Source organism: Pedobacter terrae (assembly GCF_036946585.1).
GTDB lineage: Bacteria > Bacteroidota > Bacteroidia > Sphingobacteriales > Sphingobacteriaceae > Pedobacter > Pedobacter terrae_C.
Genome location: NZ_JAQIIV010000010.1, coordinates 13,178 through 32,691, shown reverse-complemented (window position 1 = coordinate 32,691; position 19,514 = coordinate 13,178). Strand labels below are relative to the sequence as shown.

Genomic DNA, 19,514 nt, shown 5'->3' with positions numbered 1-19,514 from the left:
ATTCTTACAATAAACTATAAATATCTCCTGTACGAGCAAATGTATTATACCCTATCTTCTCTAATGCAGCGCTATCTAGACCCATTTTTTGTAACTGGATATAAGGGGGATTTCCAATGATTGCATCAAAGCCAATGAAGTTTCCTTCATCATCCAACGTTTCTGGAAGCTCGAAACGCCATTCAAACGCGTTCCTATACATTACATTGTTAAGAATCTCTCCCTTTCTCTTTTAAGGTTTTATCTGCCTTCTCCTTCAGTTTTCTTAGATTGTCTTTTTCAGACTTTTTCGGTTTTTCATTGAATAAACGAAGATTTTCTAATCGTTGTTCTTCTTTTGATAATCACCAACTGCTTTGGATATCCTATCGTTTATTTTATTGTCTGATGTTGATTTAGCATTACTTTTTACCGTATCTATAAATTCCTCTATTCCTCTTTTTTTAATCTTCGAGTTAGTTGCCTTGTAGTCTTAAACCGCTTGTTTGTATTCTTCTATAGAGTAATTGATTTCCTTGTTTTTAAAAAACTGATTTCAAACTGTCATCTCAACCAAAACGACTAATCAGAGAGTTGCAACATTTAATAATTATGTCAATATTTGGAAGAGTTTGTAATTGTCGTTCATCCGTATAATAGGCATTTTTCAACAACTCAATCCGCAAGCGAAGTCGGCATATGTTAACGGAATTTGAATTGATATTTACTCCAAAAAGAGAATTCTCTATGACAGTTTGTTTTTCTTGGAATATTGATTTTTGTATTCTCAGGCTCTTAGGATCATTCCTTTGATGCTCGAACAAATCGCCATTAGCATCCGAAATATAAAGCTCATCATTTTCAATTTGAATTCTACAAGGTAGTGTGTTTCCATTCTGATCAGCCAAAATATGCATCTCGCTTTTTATAGCAAATTAAAATGCATGATATCAACTTTCTTGAAAAATTTTCCACAGTAATCTTTTACATCATCAAACGTCACTATATGATCACTTACCTTATCAAATAACAAACGTATATTATCCTGAAAGAATACGAAAATCAATCATAAACCATAAAAGAAGTTAAAATATGAACAAAATAATTTTAGGAATGCTGGCCCTTACTGTGCCATTTGCGGTAATGGCACAGAGCAATTACAGTATCACGGCACGAGTGGGCAAATTGAACAAGCCTGCAAAAGCTTATCTGCTGATCAAAACCGGAACCACTTCAAAGGTTGATTCCACTATGATTGTGGATGGTAAGTTCGAATTTAAAGGAAGTGTAGCTTCTATTACTGAAGCCAATATCAGGGTGGTCCATGATAACCGTCCGATGGTTCCGTCAAAACGTTCTCAGATGGATGTCAGGGCATTCCTGCTGGGCAACAATGAACAAATGGTACTGACAGCAAAAGATTCTGTTAAGAATGCAGTGATCGCCAGTTCTCCACTGAATACCGAAAGTGACCGTGTAGATGCTTTTTTGAAGCCTATCTATGATCAGTTTGGTGCTTTGGACAAAGAATTCAACGAGCAGCCGGAAGCGAAAAAACAGGATGAGAAATACCTGAAAACACTGGACGATCGTGCGAATGCCATCCAGAAACAGATGATCGATACCAAACTAGATTATGTACAGAAGAACCCCAACCAATACATGGCGGTAATGGCTTTCAACTCAGCCGTAGGCAAAGAGTTCGATGCCATCGCAATGGAAAAGATTTTTCTAGGCATTAACGAAACCCTGAGAAATACATACCTGGGTAAGGAAGTTGCTGCAAGGATCGCTTCTGTAAAGAAAACGCAGGAAGGGGTCGAGGCTCCTGAATTTGTGCAGCCTGATATCGATGGCAAAATGGTGAAACTTTCGGACTATCGGGGTAAATTCGTTTTTGTGGATTTCTGGGCTTCATGGTGCGCACCTTGTAGACGTGAAAACCCAAACTTGGTGAAAGCTTATGCACAATATAAAGACAAAGGTTTTGAGATCCTTGGGGTTTCCATGGATAAAGCTGCTGATAAAGCGAATTGGCTGAAAGCGATACAAGAAGATAAACTGACCTGGAAACAGGTCGGTGATCTTAAAGGTTGGGAAAATGAAGCCGGGATGCTATACGAGGTAACTGCAATTCCTATGAACTTTTTGATTGATCCGAATGGGAAGATCATCGGCAAATACCTGCGCGGTGAGGAACTTGAGAAAAAATTATCTGAAGTAATCAAATAGAAAGATACCAAAAGTAAATTTCTGTCGTCAAGCTCAAAATGATTCTAAACCAAAAGATCGATAGGTTACTGAACTATACTATATTCGAAGATTAATTTTCGTTCAAATATTTACAGAGTCAGAAGATACTTTATTGATCACAATCTAGGGAGAGCAGGTGATAAGTGTACTCCATTTTGGTGTGGGGCTTTCACCTGTAAACTTAGGCAGGGTTCAGAACCTGGGGGGAAATTGAATTATCTTATCGCGATAATATCGGAGAGTTTGGATAACCGGTCAGAGCAACTATTCTGATGTTAAAAAAAAAATTATTCAGAGATGGGCCTAAACAGGCTTTTTGTTTACCGGCAAGCCACAGGAAACAGTATTGGCGCTGGTTTTTCTTTATTTGAATGTCAGGTATTTAAGGTGCAAATGCGGAGATATCTTTACAAATTAGGCAACCAGTTGATTTCCAGTACTTACATACAATTATTAATCAAGGTGACCGAGTTTGTGAACAAGGATGGAGGAAAAGACAATTAGGTATTCAAATCATATCAAACCATATTGAACAGATAATGATAGCTGTTTATACTATTTAAAAAAAAAATAATCGTATAAATGACGTTTATTAATTTAAATATTTTATTTTTACCGATAGATTCTACACAGGGTGTAAGAATTTATGAAATTAAATGTACTCCCAAAAGTGTCGTAAGTACTGGTGTTGCCTTCTCATTACGCTTAATGAATCCGATAATGTATGACCACACGCAAAATGCTTAGTGTTAAATAGGATATTAATAAAATATTGCACCCAATGCCAAAGGCTGAGCAAATCAATAGCCCTAAGTAGTACTAATCCAAAATCACTATCAGAATTCACAGTTATTGTGTGATGATGATTGATAATGGCTAATTAAAAAACAGTTGATAAGAAATGACAAAAGTAAATCTATTATCTCTAGGTCTTTGCCTGCACGGATTTATTATTCAGGCTCAGGAAGAGATAGTTATTGCCAAAGGCAATCCTATTATTACCAACAAATATACTGCTGATCCTGCGGCTTATGTATATGGCGATTCGGTTTATCTCTATACTGGACATGATGTAGCCCCAAAGGGAAAGGAATATTACGAAATGAATGAATGGCTGTGTTACTCATCAGCTGACATGGTTACCTGGAAAGCCCATCCTTCGCCCCTGAATATTAAAAACTTTGCCTGGGCCAAGGGTGATGCCTGGGCTTCGCAGGTAATTGAACGGAATGGCAAATTTTACTGGTATACCGCAGTTGAACATGGTAGTATTTCAGGAAAGTCTATTGGTGTTGCAGTATCTGATAATCCACGCGGACCTTTTAATGATGCCCTCGGAAAGGCGCTGATTACAAATGATATGACTAAGGCAACAAATATTGGTTGGGACGATATTGATCCGACAGTAATTATTGATGACGGTGGACAAGCCTACCTATTTTGGGGAAACCAAAGATGCTATTATGTAAAGCTTAAACCAAATATGATTGAGTTGGATGGTTCCATTCAGGTAGTTAACATTCCAGAGTTTACAGAAGCCCCATGGATCCATAAACAAAAAGCCTGGTATTACTTATCATATGCCTCAGGTTTTCCAGAAAAGATTGTATATGCCATGAGTAAAAGTATAAATGGTCCTTGGGTTTACAAAGGCATTCTGAATGAAATAGCAGGAAATTCTAATACCAACCACCAGTCGATTATTGAATTTAAGGGCAAGTCTTATTTCATTTATCACAATGGAGCCGTCAATACAGATGGAGGAAGTTTTAGAAGGTCAGTTTGCATTGACTATCTCCACTACAATAATGATGGAACAATTAAAAGAATTGTAATGACCACTGAAGGTGTAAAGAAAGTCAAATGATAAAGCCATCTAAAGTTGAAACTAAGAAAGTTACAATCTGATTAATTTAACACCTTTCTAAACAAGCCAACTTTTAAGGGCTATGGTCTTAATTAATAACAAAATTTAGATTGTAATACTAATAATTAAATTGCATAGAGACCAATGTGAGGCACAAGATAGGATTATTTATTTCAAGCGCGATCCTCGGCACATTACACAGGTACACTTCTGCTTATAAATTTCGAAATCATAGAATGGCAAATAAGTTCATTAACTAACTCTTAACGGATTTCTTTTGAAAAGAATACAAATTATTACAAGGCAATCGAATTATAAAAATTAATAAGTGTTACTAGTACGCTTATTAATTTAAATCATTAAATTTACGATAACCAAATATAAAACAATGAATTTAGTTTTAATACCTCAGAATATTACTTACACAGCCTATCACGCGGCTTGCTTTCATTTGAAAATAAAATAAATTTCGAAGATAAGTAAATCAGAATTATACAAAACCAGATGCAACCAAATCACATTTTACTGAAATTATTTCGAAAACGGATGATGTTATTAATACTGTGAAGTATAAGTTACAATGTTGATGTTAAATTCGGTAAACATCAGAACCTGGATACCTATGCACCTGAATACATATTAACATTTTCAATGAATGTAGATTATTAGATTGATGTGAATTGAATTTGCGTTGCTTTTCGATAAGGGGAAATCGGATTGAATTTTCTTTGTGGTAAACAGAATGCAAGTTCTAATTTGATGTAGTAGGACATCAAATCTCTATTTATAATTATTGCAGGATAGAATTTGACAAATTCTGTCAAAATAGAAGTTGCTTAATTAGGGTGCTATTTATTAAATACCTAATATGTAGTTTGGCAATCCGGCGAATTTACTGACCTATTACTATACTTTAAACAAAAACCAAATATAACATGAGAATCCTGAAAATTTTCTTTTTATGCCTTATGGTATGGGGAATTCCCTATTACACATTTGCGCAACGCAAGATTTCCGGACAAGTACTGAGTGAACTCAATGAACCCCTAACCGGCGTAACCATTGTCGTTCCCGGTGCAGTCCCGAAAGAAATTACAACAACTGATGGTCAGGGACGCTTTGCCCTTAGCACAAGTAAGGGTATCTTCCTGGTAACCTACATCGGCTACAAAAACCAAACCATCACCATTGGCGACAAAACCCAGTTTACCATTAAAATGGAAAGCGACGACCAGGGACTGGAAGACGTAGTGGTTGTAGGTTATGGTAAGCAATCAAAACGGAACATCACCGGAGCAGTAAGTAACCTGAAATCGGAAGACGTGGTACGCACCTCATCAACTTCCACTGCAGGAGCACTTGCAGGTAAGGTACAGGGTATTTCTGTACGCGCTAAAGATGCTCGCCCCGGACGTGGTGCCAGTATTGAAGTCCGTAATATGGGTAACCCGCTATTTGTAATTGATGGTGTTGCGTACGGCGGCCAGACCGGAACAGACTGGGTAGGAACCCAAAATGCGTCAGGCGCAGATATCTTCAACTCTTTAAACCTCGAAGATATTGAAAGTATATCGATCCTTAAAGATGCTGCCGCAGCGGTTTATGGGTTCAGGGCTTCTAAAGGGGTAGTGTTAATCACCACTAAAAAAGGTTCAAAAGATGAAACCGTAAAAATCAATATCAATGGCTACCTGGGTTGGCAAAACCTTACCCGTTTCCCTGAAATGGCAAATGCGGCTCAATACACCAGAGGTTTGGTAGAAGCAGCGCAAAATGAAGGTCGCGATCCAAATACGATTTACACCCGTGCAGAACTTGCCAAATGGCAGGCCGGTACCGAACCAGGTTATCAGGGATATGACTATGCTGACATGATCATCCGTAAAGATATTCCTCAAAGATATATCAATGCAAACATTACCGGCGGTGGCAAAAAATCAAACTACTTTGTTTCAGTAGGTAACCTGCAACAGGATGCCATGATTAAAGATTTTAACTATAAACGGACGAATTTGCAAGCCAATCTGGAAGCAACGGTTCTGGAAGGTCTTACTATCGGTACGCAGATCTCAGCCCGTCAGGAGAAAACACAGGATGTGGGTTTACCTGGTGGAGATGGCTATTTCTCTTCTATCCTGGCGATTTTCAAAAACAGGCCAACAGTGGCGCCTTATGCAAACGATAATCCGCTTTATCCTAACCAAACCAACGAGTTCGCCTATAACCCAGCCATTTTTAGCCGTGATATTGCAGGATATAAAGACAATAGTTTCATGAGCGGGAATGTAAACATGACGGCAACCTACAAAACCAAATTTGGTTTATCAGCTAAAGGTATTGTGTCATACAATTACACCAATAACAAATTTGATGGATATCAGTATAGTTACGACGTCTACCGATATGAAAACGGCCAGTATGTACGCAGCAACGGAACCAATTCGAGATGGCGCTACAAAACCGATCGTGTAGCCGTAGCCAGATCCGCACAGTTTCAATTGGATTATACCAAGCAAATTGGCGACCATAACTTCTCCGTGATGGCAGGCTATGAGCGTTCTGATTGGGATAGAACACTCACCGCAATTGGCTCCAACCCGACCAATAACTACATTCCTTTGGTAAACACCATTTCCGAGCTCAGTGGCATTGGCGATGAGTGGTTGTACGAAGCAAGAGCTGGTTTTATTGGCCGTTTGAATTATAATTATAAAGGCAAATACCTGTTAGAAATCCTGGGTCGTTACGATGGCTCCTACCTATACTATTCAGGAAAAGAATGGGGACTTTTCCCTGGCGGAAGTTTTGGGTGGCGCATCTCCGATGAACCATTTTTCAAGCCATTGAAAGGTGTGGTAAATGATATGAAAATCCGCGTTTCAGTTGGTCAAACCGGATTGGAAGAAGGTGTGGGTATGCATGGCTACCTGTCCGGCTACAACTGGAACTCAGGAAACGCAGTATTAAACGGAACCTATTATCCGGGAATTCAGCCTAAAGGCCTTCCGGTACGTAATCTTTCGTGGGTAAAAAACACCAATTACAATGTGGGTATCGATGTAGGCATGTTCGATAATAAGTTAACATTCACTGCCGATGCATTTAAAATTATCCGTACAGGTTATCCAGGTACAAGATATGATGTGTTACTACCTTCTGAAATCGGATACACGTTACCGAATGAGAACTTAAACAGCAATGGCTACTACGGAGCTGAAGGTATTATCACTTATGCCAGTAAAGTAGGCGAATTGAATTATACAGTGAGCGGAAACTTTACTTTTTCAAGGTATAAAGTATTGGATTCATACAAACCACGTTTCAGCAATTCATATAACGAGTATACCAATTCAAATGAAAACCGTTGGGGAGGCATCTGGTGGGGCTACGAGGTGGTAGGCCGCTTCCAGTCTGAAGAAGAAATCCGAAGCTATGGCATAAACAATGATGGTCAGAACAACAGGACACAATTACCAGGTGACTTTATCTATAAAGATGTCAATGGTGATGGTGTAATCAATGATCTTGATCAGCGCCCGATTGGTTACCCTACAGGTTGGGCACCAATGATGTCATTTGGTGGACGTATCGGCTTAAGCTATAAAGGGATCGACCTGAACATTGATTTAGCCGGTGGCGCCATGCAGTCATGGAACCAGGATTATGAGCTCAGAAATGCCTTCCATGGTGGAGGAAACTCCCCTGCATATTTATTGGAAGACAGATGGCACCGTGCCGATCCTTATGATCCTACAAGTGCTTGGGTGCCGGGCTACTACCCTGCCATCCGCAACGGTAATTCAGGCCCAAATGGTAGAAACAACAGTTTTTGGTTAAAAAATGTAAGATACCTCCGCGTTAGAAATATGGAGCTGGCTTATAGTCTTCCTAAATCCATTGCCGAAAAAATCAAAGCACAGAAAATCCGCTTCTACGTAAACGGATCGAATATGATTTCATTCGACAACCTAAAACATTTCCAGATTGATCCGGAAATTGAAGCGCCCGCGGCAGTAGTATATCCGCAGCAAAGAGTATTTATGGCAGGATTCAACATCACATTTTAAATAAAGATTTAGATGAAAAAAATTTATATAGCTTTTGCACTGCTTATTGGTTTAACCATGCACAGTTGCAAACACGATGACTGGTTTTACCGCGAGTCAAAAACCACCATTACCGATGAACAGTTGTGGAATGACCCGAACTTAATTACTTCCCTGCTGGCGAATTACTACAATCGCTTACCATCACTTCATGGCGTATTCAATACCGGTGGAATGACAGAAATTGATGACGCCATGTGGTCGGGTACACGCGATCAAAACGGCAGGAACGATTTCCAGTATGGAAACGACTATGGCCGCTACTGGGATTATGGATTAATCCGCGACCTGAACCTTTCGCTTGAAAACATCAATGCATTAGGGGGTAAGTTAACACCAGCCCAGCAAAGCCAGTTTATCGCTGAAATGCGCTTTATTCGTGCTTTTGTTTATTTTGAAATGGTGAAACGCATGGGTGGTGTACCATTAGTAACCAAACAACTCATTTACGACTTTAGTGGCGACCCTACTCCATTACAGGTGCCTCGCGCTAAGGAATCTGAAGTTTATGATTTTATTTACAAAGAGTTGGAAGAAATCAAAGCTGATCTGGCTCCTAATAATGGCATAGCAACACGTGCGAACCGATATACTGCACTTGCATTAGAGAGCAGAGCCATGTTGTACGCAGCATCCATCGCCAAATACAACAGTTTGATGGCAGCACCAATCACCACTACCGGTGGAGAGGTAGGTATTCCTGCATCTATGGCAGCAGATTATTATAATAAATCGCTTACCGCTTCAAAAGAAATAATAGCAGGCCCTTATGCTTTGTATAATACCAATCCCGATAAGGGTGCTAACTTCTACGATATGCTAAATAAAAAGCCGGTAAGTGAGATAATCTTTGCAAAAGATTTCGCATTGGGTACCAAAGTGCACCGCTTTACTTATGATAACATCATCAAAAGTATGACAGAAGATAATGAGGCATCATCTGCAATTTCACCATCCCTGAGCCTGGTAGAAAGCTTCAATTATTTAGATGGAAGCGTAGGTACACTAAAAGACAAAGACGCAAACGGCAACTACATCGCCTATACCAATCCGGCCGATATCTTTGCCAATAAAGATGGTCGCTTATTCGGAACTGTCATTTATCCGGGTACTACTTTTAAAAACAATCCGGTAAGGATACAGGCAGGTGTGGCAGTATATACCAACGGCACTTATCAGTTAACCACCTCGACAGTATTAGGTGGCAACTATACCGACGGGCAGGTGTGGACAGGCTTTGACGGTCCTAAAGATGATGCTGTAGATGTAAGCAATACCGGCTTTTATATCCGTAAGATGGTAAGCGATGCCCCCGCCGCAAGTACCCGTGGAACATCAGCGGTAAACTGGTGGCCATGGTTCCGCTTGGGTGAAATTTACTTAAACGCCGCAGAAGCTGCTTTTGAGTTAGGTCGCCCTGAAGGATTAGGATATGTGAACACGGTTCGTGCCCGTGCTGGGTTTCCCGCCAACAGCTTAAGTGCATTGACAAACGACATCATCCGCAATGAACGCCGCGTGGAGCTTGCCTTCGAAGATCACCGTTATTTCGACCTGAAAAGATGGCGTATTGCACACATCGTATGGGATGGTACCGAAACTGATCCGAATGCAGTAGTAATGGGCTTATATTCATATCGTGTGGTAAGACCCGGTCATCCAGACAATGGAAAATATATTTTCGCACGCATACGCCCAACCCGCTTCCGCCGCGCAAGGTTATTCCGTATGGCAAACTACTACTCATCAATCGATCAGACAGTATTAAACAACAACCCGAAAATTGTTCGTAATCCATTCCATTAATCCTTAACATGATGAAAAATAAATTTTTAACGATAATAGCAACAGCCAGTTTATTTCTGGCTGGCTGTAGTGAATACGATAATTTTAATGCCCCTGAATTAACTTTATCAGGTAAGGTGGTATATCAGGGCAAAGCATTAGGTGTACGCAACAATGGTCCACAGCTGGAATTGTGGCAGGATGGCTATCCCCTAAAATCCCCTATTTATGTCTACATGAATCAGGATGGGAGTTTCTCGGCAAAGTTATTTGCAGGTCAGTATAAACTTACACGACGCCCTGATGCCCCATGGCTTCAGCAAGCCACCGATACCATCAGGATAAACCTAACAGAAAATAAAAATATTGATGTCCCGGTAACACCCTATTTCTCGATCACTAACGAAACCTTTACAAAATCCGGTAATACCATTAATACCAGTTTCGTAGTTAACAAAGTAGTACAAACAGCCAATGTAGAATTGGTTCGCGTTTACCTTGGCAAATCAGTATTAACCGACCAGGTACTCCGCGATGTACGGGTAGATGGAAATGTATCCTCATTGGTATTTGGTGCACCAACCAACCTGTCTGCCGATCTTCCTGACAACCTGAAAACCCTCGATTTTGTGTACGCAAGAGTAGGGGTTAAAGCTACGGTTACCAGCGAATATGTGTATTCACAAGTTCAAAAAATAGCATTGAGATGAGCAATTCAAATACGGATTATACAGGTTTGTTACCAATGTTTCCAAAATATTATCAATACTACCTAAAATTTAATAGAGATAGGGTCTAATAATTTAAGTTAAGGGCAAGCCATCCGGCATTGCCCCAACTTTTCATTAACTAAAATAAAACAACATTGGATTTTGTTATCAGGCAATGTTATTTTGGTACATATTCTTCTAATATTTTGGAAGAATTTCCCTTCTTAAATTACGCGCTATAATCTTACCCGATGGGTCGATCAGAAAATTTTGGGGGATGGCATTGATATGGTAAAGGATTCCTATACTGTTCTCAAACCCTTTCAAATCTGATACATTAGTCCGAGTTAAGCCATCATCCTTAATCTCTTTAAGCCATGCCTTTTTAGAATTTGCTGCATCAAGAGATACGCTTAAAACTTCAAAACCTTGGTTTTTATATTTCTTATACTGCGATGTAACATTGGGGTTTTCAGCCCTGCAGGGTGCACACCAACTGGCCCAAAAATTAAGCAACACATACTTACCTCGAAAATCGCTTAGGCTAACTGATTTTCCTGATTCGTCTTTTAATTTACAATCAGATCCCATTTGTTCTACTGAGATGGTGTTCGATAGTTCAACCAAATTCTTTTCCGGCAACACTTTGTTTTATATTTGCAGATAGCCCATTGAACAACTGCTCAACTTCTTTTACATCGATTATCAGGGTGGAATGGCCATGATCTGGTGCTGGTAATAGGTCTTTGTATGTATGAATCAGGGCGAGAGTCTCTCGGCAAAGTTATTTGCAGGCCAGTATAAACTTACATGACGCAATGTCGCCCTATGGCTTCAGCAAGTCACCCGTGCCATCAGGATAATCCTAACAGAGAACGAAAATATTGATGTTCTGGTAACACCAAATTTCTCCATCACCAACCAAACCTTTACAAAATCCGGCAATACCATTAACACCAGTTTTGTATTGAATACGGTGGTGCAAATAACTAATGTAGAATTGGTTCGTCTGTACTTGGGCAAATCAGTATTATCCGACCAGGTATATATGATCACAGTACTGAAATCTTTATGGAGAAGTGCAAACTTGGCTGAACGGATAGGATCTGTTTCGGAAAATGGGAGAAATTATATAACTTTAGACAATCTATGAGAAAAGAATTGATCGTTTTACTGACAGCAGTGATACATGCAATTTACGTAAACGCACAAAACCATCAAAATGGTAAAGATACCCAATATAAATTGATATGGAGCGAAGAATTTAACACATCGGGAACGCCGGACACCACAGTTTGGCAATACGAACGGGGCTTTGTGCGCCAGCATGAGTTGCAATGGTACACCCCTGAAAACGCCTATTGTAAGAATGGCAGACTGATCATCGAAGCTAGGCAGGTTCACCGCTCAAATCCGAACTATCAGCCGGAAAGTAATGACTGGAGAAAAAATCGTCCATTTATAGAATATACGTCAGCAAGCCTAAATACCCGGCATTCTAAAAGCTTTTTGTACGGACGTATAGTAATGCGTGCACGTATTGACACGGCTGCAGGTCTGTGGCCAGCCTTCTGGACACTGGGGATCAAAGGCGAGTGGCCATCTAATGGGGAGATCGACATCATGGAATACTACCGTGGTAAACTACTGGCCAACATTGCCCATGGGACTTCCAGACGATGGACACCGAGATGGTACAGTAAAACTACTTCCATCAGTGACTTACGCCAAAGCAACTGGTATAAAAAGTTTCATATCTGGAGAATGGACTGGGATGTTAAAGCCATCAGCCTATATATTGATGACAAACTGTTGAACAGGGTTGAGCTTAAAGTCCTAGTAAATCAGGATGGTTCTGACATAAATCCATACAATCAACCGCATTATCTGCTTGTTAACCTAGCATTGGGCGGCGACAATGGTGGTGATCCAAGTCAAACAAGTTTTCCAAGAAGGTATGAAATAGATTATATTCGGGTCTATAAGAAGTGATACACCTGCAAACGAAAAGATTTCAACGCATTTGTTGTTTAGCTACGGTAATGTGAGTAATATTTATCTGGATTAGAACCTATAATTATAAATGAAAGGAAGGGGATTTCATGAGTGTCTGGGGATTCTTTCATTTAAAAGATATGTAAACGAAAAAAATGATACTGGAATGGATGAATATGTAAAACGCTCGATGGGTAAACAAAATTTTACCGCATGTAAAAAGATAATTGACAATCTCAAATAATGATAAATATAAAGGAGCATTTGTAATAACAAAGAGGTTCAATAGAGATTTTAGCCACTGATATGACATATCTTTAGTCTAAGAAATTTCAATAAACGAAAAAAAAATGTAAATCATATTAAAATTAGTCGAATGTATACGAAAGATTAATTACGGCCTCACCCCCATAAGAAGATTGGTAGTTAACTTTACTGATTCTGCAACAATCTTATTATCTACATATATTTTTGATCTCACATTGAAACCTGGGTCCTCAACCATAATTGAACCCTTAAGACTTAACGTTTCACCTTTCTTAACATCCTTAACAATAATAGATGTTGACCATGACCCTATACCATTAAATATACTAAATAATGGCTCTATCGGTTTCTGGTCTGTTGAACTATAGGTAAGAGTGTTCGGACCTGGGTGGGCTCCTAACAGGGAAAAAACAAAATTACTTTCTGTAACGACTTCAAATTTTACTGTTGCTATTCGCTCTTGTTGAGGCACGTTATTGATCACGCTTTTTTTGCAACTCGAAAATGAAATGATTGAAATTAGTATAAAAAGTTTGTTTTTCCTGATAGATACTATACAGCAAAGGTATCAACTAAATTTTAATTTGAGAGTATGCTTCAATAACTAAATAACTCCAATTTGTTAGTTACGGTTTTATTTTATTTATAGTCTGTGTATTTCGGAAATACTATCCATCCCCGTACGTTCCAAACTGTTCAGTAGGCACTATGGATTTATAGTCTGAGGCTTACCGCATAGATCCTCTCAGAGATCATCAGATTCTTGTTACCCATCTATTACCACTTACTAAGTAATCCTGAAGAAAGGCTCCTTTTGCTTCGCAAAAGCCCTTACGAGCTACCAAAGGCACTCTAAGAATAGCACTTGGAAAATAGGTTAGCTGTCCGAGTTTGATTTTCTTTTGAAGCGGTTTTTCCTCCACCCAGAATCGATTTCGTTCATCAAACAACACCTTGTCCCAGAACACGCCTGGATACGCTTAAATCCGCTTAAAATCAACCGATTGAACACTTTTTAGCGAAAATCAGTGCCAGTTTGCGCCGTTAGATGTGGCCAGTTTGGAAAAAAAGCAGTGGCCAGTTTTGGAATAATCTACAGTTTGGCCATACAAATTACTATTATTAACACCCACTTAAAATTCTTATTTATTCAGCTTTTATGTAGTGGACTATAATAACCCCCTTCGGCGTGGTAATGCTACTTATCAACCTGAAGGTTGAAAATTTCGACGTGCTGTTAAAAAGTTTTTTGCCATCTCCCAGAAGGATTGGATGAATTTTTAGCTTCAACTCATCAACCAGGTCATGTTCCAGTAGTAGTTGGACGGTTTTGCTGCTGCCCCACACATGGATATCTCCGCCCTCAGCAGCTTTTATTCGTTTGATATCAGCGATGCCTTGAATAAATATTGTGTTCTTCCAATCAGAGCTTTTCCTAGTGGTTGATAGAACATATTTTGTCCCCTCATTGATACCCATCCAAAACTCTGCATGGTTGGGCCAATATTCTTCCCAAATATCAAACGTTTTTCGACCCAGTAGATAATCTGCAGGCTTCAATTCTTCTTTTACAACACTTTGATATATATCTCCTCGCTATATACAGCTGTCCAGCCACCATTTTGGAACCCGCCAGATGTATCTTCGGTAGTTCCCCCAGGTGCCTGCATAACTCCATCCAAAGAAATCATCGATAGTACAATTATTTTTCTCATAATATTTTATTACAAATAAATTTAAAGATATAGGATACTTTATTAGTTTTAAGGGTACAAATGCGACTTTCTTAGAGGGGAGATAAGTCAAAACGTACATAAATTATTTCAGAATCCACCAAAAGAATTTCGGACTTGCAGTGGAAAATTACAAAAACTTGAAAATAGTCAATTGCATTCGCTCTTATAATTGCAACTCTCAACAAGCTTTTTTGGCTTAAAAATCTTAAAAGCCTGCTTATCTATTATGCGAAAAAATAATATATTCATCTATGATGCTAATCTGAACTCCCTCAACAATTAGTATGAACGATGGAAGGATAATGCGCCAATTAACAGTTTTTCTAAAATAACTAGCTTATCTATGGCTAATTTAAATTGAGATAGCAAATTTGAAATTTATTCTTGGATGCTTATATTACGTACCATCAACCAATCTAAATAATTCTTCTACCAAAAAGCCGTTAATTCTAATCCCGGTGAGGTCGCAGTGTGCAATCTTACATGATTTAAATTACATCCGCTGATTACAGAGCCGTTAAGGTCGCATCTCTCAAATTTAAGCAGTTGTTGCCTCGCATCTGGATCATAGCTTGGATGACCTATTGGAGGAAGGCACATGCCATGGAAACAAGCACCATCCAATGGAGCGTCTTTTATTTGAACATTACTTAGCTTAGTGTTTATTATTATTAAAGACTTTGCCGATACGTCTTTGAGAGTTGATCCATCTAAGCATAGAGGACTGAATTCAGAAAAATTTAATATTGCTTCTTGTGCAATAATTTTTTTTCGCTGTCTTTTTGACTTCTATTGTTTTCATAATTAGCTATTTTGTGTAAATATATCCACTTATAGTCATATCAGGCAGGTGTAATCGAGACAAAAAGATCCAACATATGCGGCAATAAATCTGGCAACAATTTGCATCTGGTCTGCTATACAGTTTTACCATCCCCTTCTACAAATTTCCTTATACATTAGATAAAGGATAAGATTCCGAAATGAGCGAGTACCCCCATTATTATAAATGCCAGTTCATCTGTAATAAAGCATCCATTTAGAAGTTCACCTTTGGATATCGTGACTTAGCTCACAAGCTGCAACAGCCGGGTTGAACAACTTTTACCATCTGGCAATCCACCCCCGCTATCACTCAAATACCTGCAATATACCAATCCCAAAGTGTTTAATTCTGGGAATGGGATGCCAACTCATGAATAAGCTAATAAAAATTAATTTTCTGTCGCAGTTCTCAGTTTTAAAAGCAATCTTACCTTGCAACTTTGACAATGACTTTTTTATTGCTCGCTTTCGATGATTGTTAAAAAATTATTAGTTTTACAAAGAACATATTAATCACAAGACTATGAAATTTACTGATGTCATTCTGGCAATGGTACCAATTATTGCGCCTTTATTAACCTTTGCCGCATGCTTAGTTTATATACTGAGAGTAGTGACCTTGGATTCTGTATTGTTAATGACCGGTTCATTAGCCGCGCTCGTTATGAGTGTATTCTATACATATGCTCCCTTTTATGCTCAACAAAGAGCAATACCCTTTGAAGAAATGTCAGCATTGTTTACAGTTTTGGGAGTTGTTAGTATAATTGGAAATCTTATATTTGTTGCAGGCTTATTTTTAGTGTTTGATAAGGTTGTGAAACAATTAAGAGCCTCAAGGAATTAAGTGCCAGTCTTTATACAATAAACTTCACCTCATAATATTATACTATATGCTCTAACGCTTACTGATTATTCAAATAGTACTATTCTGACAACATTAAATACGATATAAGGTATAGCAGTTACAAATGTTTGTTGTCAAATTTAATCTATTCAACACGTTCTTGCTAAATTCATATTACCGTTGCCTCTCCTGAATAAGACTATCCTGAGTTATGAGCACTCTTGAGGTATTTGCCTGATTTTTGGTTCTTTCGCAGTGCATAGTTCTATTACTTGAAAAAATTGTGGTTAAGAAGAGTTATGGTATGGAACAAAAATCGGTGTTTTTGAAAAAAAATCACAGCAGATTGTGACAATGCAAGAAGTGCAATTTATGTAATCGTATTGTAGCGATTTATTACAAAGTGGCTATTAGTCTTCAATGATTTATAGCATGTTAACAGATATCTAATGAGTTATGCAGGGAAAATCTATCACCCAAATTGTTGGTTTTAATCAGGTGTAATTTTGGATTCAAATGCCTTGGAATAGTCTTCGCTTTTATCTGTGTTATCTTTTAAAATCAGCACGTTCCAGACAGCATATTGATTTGCTATTTCCATAGTGGGTATAGGCCACAATTGAATTAAGCTGAATTTTCCGAAATTCTTTCTTCAGCACGGCTTTCAGCACCTCATTTATAAATCGCTGCCCCTGATAAGCTGGCATAAGTCGAATCCTATCTCTCCTTCACGGTTTTGATCATCAGAATTGCGTAACCCTATTTGCCCAATAAATTTATCCGAATCTTGTACCGTAATAGCCTAATATTTGACTTTTAGTTTTGGGGTAATGTGCATTTTAAGGATTTCTAATGCACCTTAAGCGCTTTTTTCGTTATTGAACAAGCAAGCAATTCTGACTTATCATAATAGATTTATCAATCAATTATTTTCAGACTATTAGCAGGAACTTAAAACAATATTTTAACGCCTGTGTATATTGTAGATAAATTTAAATTTTCAAAATATGGAAGAACAAAAACCCAATCAGCAGGCTCCCCTGGGCCAGCATCCTTTTAATCAGCAACCATTTGGCCAGCATGGATTCGGAAATCCTATTCCTAAGAATTGGCTAGTAGAATCCATTCTTGTGACGCTGTTCTGCTGCCTACCACTGGGTATAGCTGGTATCATAAATGCGACCACAGTAAATACGAAATACGCTGCTGGTGATTATGCCGGTGCGCTGGCCGCATCTCAGGCAGCAGGTCGGTGGACTAAGATAGGGTTCTTTATAGGTATCGGGATTTTCGTGCTTTACATCTTGTTTTTTGTGGTTTTGGGGATAGGTGGCGCAATGATGGGAAGCAACTAATGAAAATATTGCTGTACATTTCCGCGGGTATTATATTATCATCACTAGCGATAGTGTACTATAAATATGATCCGGAAATGTATAGCTTTTTTCCAGAATGCCCTTTTCACAAATATCTTCAACTGGATTGTCCGGGTTGCGGTTCCCAGAGAGCGGTACATTCGTTGCTGAATTTACACTTTTATCAGGCCATGGATTATAATTTACTGCTGGTGCTCAGTTTACCTTTGTTAACACTCCAGTTGTTAACTAAAATTTATCAAAAGATAACCGGATTTGGTAATGGTTTAAGATTTTGGTATCATCCCAAAACTCCGGTGATTATTGCTACTATTGTTTTTTTATTCTGGATTATGAGAAATCTGCCAATTATGCCATTTAAATTTCTTGCCGCCTGAGGTATCAAATAAAATGACTATAAGTAGGAGGGATTTAAAATTTTGGAGGTCTCAGTTTTTAAATAATGTTTTGAGCTGGACGTTATTATACGATGAAATCAATAAGAGTTCCCCCGGTACAGTTTATGTGCCAAATCCCTTTAACCCTTTCCGGGTATTTCAGCAAAATGTTAATGACCAAAGGCCCAAATAAATTTATTTAACTGGAATAGTGCAGTCGACTTTGGTTTATCCTATGTTGTGATTAGATCTTGTCTTTTTTAATTATCAGATATATAGATTTTAGGTAATGACACGATACTTCTAGAACTTTTTGAATATTCTGTGCCTGTTTTTAGGGAATTCCTGGGTTGATTCAATCTACTAAACAGGGTGTTTTTAAAATACATTTATTTAATTACTGCAAACCTTCGCTAGAATGAGCTTTTCGATTTGATTACTTTCTTTTAAATTGAAAACGCTTTTAATATTTCCAAAATATTATTCCACCAAGTAAAATTCCACCTATATAGAAGAAAATAAGATATGCTCCTTTAACTGAATCTGCATTTTTAAGAAAAAATTTCACAGGATTTTTAGGTGGCTTCCCATATTTTTGATGGAAACCGACCTGGGCGTTTACCATTATACTGATAATCCCATAGGCCAAATTAAAAAGGGTAAATGCGGCTATTGACATCAAGATAATTTTCAGCCAGCTTTGCGTGAAAGTTTCATTATAAATCTGGCGTATGTGATCAAGCCAGATTTTCACGGGATAAATACTCACTATCAAAAATATTGGATAGCCAATTAAAATCGTCTTTGTTTTAAGCTTCGCATTCAAATAGCAATAACAATAGGTAAAAACAAATGTATAAATGATGTAACAGATAATCTTTAATGCCACGTTTGATTGCTGAAAATTTTGTAATAAATAGTAAAGGCAATTAAATAGCCCTATCAAATTGTTTTTATGTGCAAAGTGTATCTTTGAGGCACCCGTTAAAGGTTCAAAATTTAACCATAATATCACTGCAAAATTTGTAGGCTTTTCACCCTTGCTAAAAATACTCTTATTTTTTAAATGATTTGTACGAAAATGTAAACCTATATACACAATCATCAGGATAGGTATTTACGTTTATTTTCTGTACCATATACTTAAAAAATGATAGTATACGGCACCATCCATATAGATTGATTAAAATTTAAAAACTAAACATACTGATCTGCTGTGATAAATACTTTATCACAGCTTAATCTTTCTATGCATAGTTAAATATGCAAATTATAGAGTACTCATGACTTAAGTTTAATTGCATGTTTCAAAACCAGGTTTATTTTTCGCTAGCTGGCCAACCTTCCTATCTATATGTAAAAACATGAAACCTTCAACGACATTCCACATC

General features: G+C 38.1%; 16 protein-coding genes. 10 read left to right on the top strand and 6 right to left on the bottom strand.

Going from position 1 to position 19,514, the window contains the following annotated elements; translation table 11 throughout:
• Positions 1 to 4 precede the first annotated feature (4 nt).
• Positions 5 to 202, bottom strand: coding sequence for an Eco57I restriction-modification methylase domain-containing protein (locus PGN18_RS14125; RefSeq protein ID WP_335320181.1), 198 nt, complete (start codon positions 200 to 202; stop codon positions 5 to 7).
• An 869-nt stretch (positions 203 to 1,071) separates the two neighbouring features.
• Between PGN18_RS14125 and PGN18_RS14120 the strand changes: the two genes are divergently transcribed.
• The 6 genes from PGN18_RS14120 (at position 1,072) to PGN18_RS14095 (ending at position 10,700) form a co-directional block, all read left to right on the top strand.
• Entirely contained in the window at positions 1,072 to 2,211 is a 1,140-nt protein-coding gene (locus tag PGN18_RS14120) for a TlpA disulfide reductase family protein (RefSeq protein WP_335320180.1), read from the top strand.
• A 318-nt stretch (positions 2,212 to 2,529) separates the two neighbouring features.
• Complete coding sequence (locus tag PGN18_RS14115; RefSeq protein WP_335320179.1) at positions 2,530 to 2,736, top strand: hypothetical protein; 207 nt, start codon at positions 2,530 to 2,532, stop codon at positions 2,734 to 2,736.
• Positions 2,737 to 3,133: 397 nt separating this feature from the next.
• Positions 3,134 to 4,099: a glycoside hydrolase family 43 protein gene (locus PGN18_RS14110; RefSeq protein WP_335320178.1), complete on the top strand. Its 966-nt coding sequence runs from the start codon at positions 3,134 to 3,136 to the stop codon at positions 4,097 to 4,099.
• A gap of 935 nt (positions 4,100 to 5,034) precedes the next feature.
• Positions 5,035 to 8,166 carry a SusC/RagA family TonB-linked outer membrane protein gene (locus PGN18_RS14105; RefSeq protein ID WP_335320177.1) on the top strand — a complete coding sequence of 1,044 codons (3,132 nt, stop codon included), beginning with the start codon at positions 5,035 to 5,037 and terminating at the stop codon, positions 8,164 to 8,166.
• Positions 8,167 to 8,178: 12 nt separating this feature from the next.
• A complete protein-coding gene (locus PGN18_RS14100; protein ID WP_335320175.1) occupies positions 8,179 to 10,011 on the top strand; it encodes a RagB/SusD family nutrient uptake outer membrane protein in 1,833 nt (610 codons plus the stop codon).
• A gap of 8 nt (positions 10,012 to 10,019) precedes the next feature.
• Positions 10,020 to 10,700, top strand: a complete 681-nt coding sequence (locus PGN18_RS14095; RefSeq protein ID WP_335320174.1) for a DUF3823 domain-containing protein — start codon at positions 10,020 to 10,022, stop codon at positions 10,698 to 10,700.
• Between the two features lie 198 nt (positions 10,701 to 10,898).
• On the opposite strand, the gene PGN18_RS14090 is transcribed toward PGN18_RS14095, so the two are convergent.
• A complete protein-coding gene (locus tag PGN18_RS14090) occupies positions 10,899 to 11,342 on the bottom strand; it encodes a peroxiredoxin family protein (RefSeq protein ID WP_335320173.1) in 444 nt (147 codons plus the stop codon).
• A gap of 519 nt (positions 11,343 to 11,861) precedes the next feature.
• On the opposite strand from PGN18_RS14090, the gene PGN18_RS14085 reads away from it, so the two are divergent.
• Positions 11,862 to 12,692 (top strand): glycoside hydrolase family 16 protein, encoded by an 831-nt coding sequence (locus tag PGN18_RS14085; RefSeq protein WP_335320172.1) that lies wholly within the window; start codon positions 11,862 to 11,864, stop codon positions 12,690 to 12,692.
• Between the two features lie 1,416 nt (positions 12,693 to 14,108).
• Here the strand turns inward: PGN18_RS14085 and PGN18_RS14080 are convergent.
• The gene (locus PGN18_RS14080) at positions 14,109 to 14,522 is read right to left on the bottom strand and encodes a dihydrofolate reductase family protein (RefSeq protein WP_335320171.1); all 414 of its coding nucleotides are present in this window, start codon (positions 14,520 to 14,522) and stop codon (positions 14,109 to 14,111) included.
• 8 nt (positions 14,523 to 14,530) lie between these two features.
• A complete protein-coding gene (locus tag PGN18_RS14075; RefSeq protein WP_335320170.1) occupies positions 14,531 to 14,677 on the bottom strand; it encodes a hypothetical protein in 147 nt (48 codons plus the stop codon).
• 1,369 nt (positions 14,678 to 16,046) lie between these two features.
• On the opposite strand from PGN18_RS14075, the gene PGN18_RS14070 reads away from it, so the two are divergent.
• The gene (locus PGN18_RS14070) at positions 16,047 to 16,370 is read left to right on the top strand and encodes a hypothetical protein (RefSeq protein ID WP_335320169.1); all 324 of its coding nucleotides are present in this window, start codon (positions 16,047 to 16,049) and stop codon (positions 16,368 to 16,370) included.
• A 548-nt stretch (positions 16,371 to 16,918) separates the two neighbouring features.
• On the opposite strand, the gene PGN18_RS22440 is transcribed toward PGN18_RS14070, so the two are convergent.
• Positions 16,919 to 17,077, bottom strand: coding sequence for a GNAT family N-acetyltransferase (locus tag PGN18_RS22440; protein ID WP_442955360.1), 159 nt, complete (start codon positions 17,075 to 17,077; stop codon positions 16,919 to 16,921).
• 300 nt (positions 17,078 to 17,377) lie between these two features.
• Between PGN18_RS22440 and PGN18_RS14065 the strand changes: the two genes are divergently transcribed.
• Positions 17,378 to 17,725, top strand: coding sequence for a CD225/dispanin family protein (locus tag PGN18_RS14065; protein ID WP_335320168.1), 348 nt, complete (start codon positions 17,378 to 17,380; stop codon positions 17,723 to 17,725).
• The gene (locus PGN18_RS22435; protein ID WP_442955359.1) at positions 17,725 to 18,123 is read left to right on the top strand and encodes a DUF2752 domain-containing protein; all 399 of its coding nucleotides are present in this window, start codon (positions 17,725 to 17,727) and stop codon (positions 18,121 to 18,123) included. Before PGN18_RS14065 ends, PGN18_RS22435 begins: the two co-directional genes overlap by 1 nt.
• A 463-nt stretch (positions 18,124 to 18,586) precedes the next feature.
• Here PGN18_RS22435 and PGN18_RS14060 read toward each other — a convergent pair whose 3' ends face one another.
• Positions 18,587 to 19,228, bottom strand: coding sequence for a hypothetical protein (locus tag PGN18_RS14060; RefSeq protein ID WP_335320167.1), 642 nt, complete (start codon positions 19,226 to 19,228; stop codon positions 18,587 to 18,589).
• Between the last annotated feature and the right edge of the window lie 286 nt (positions 19,229 to 19,514).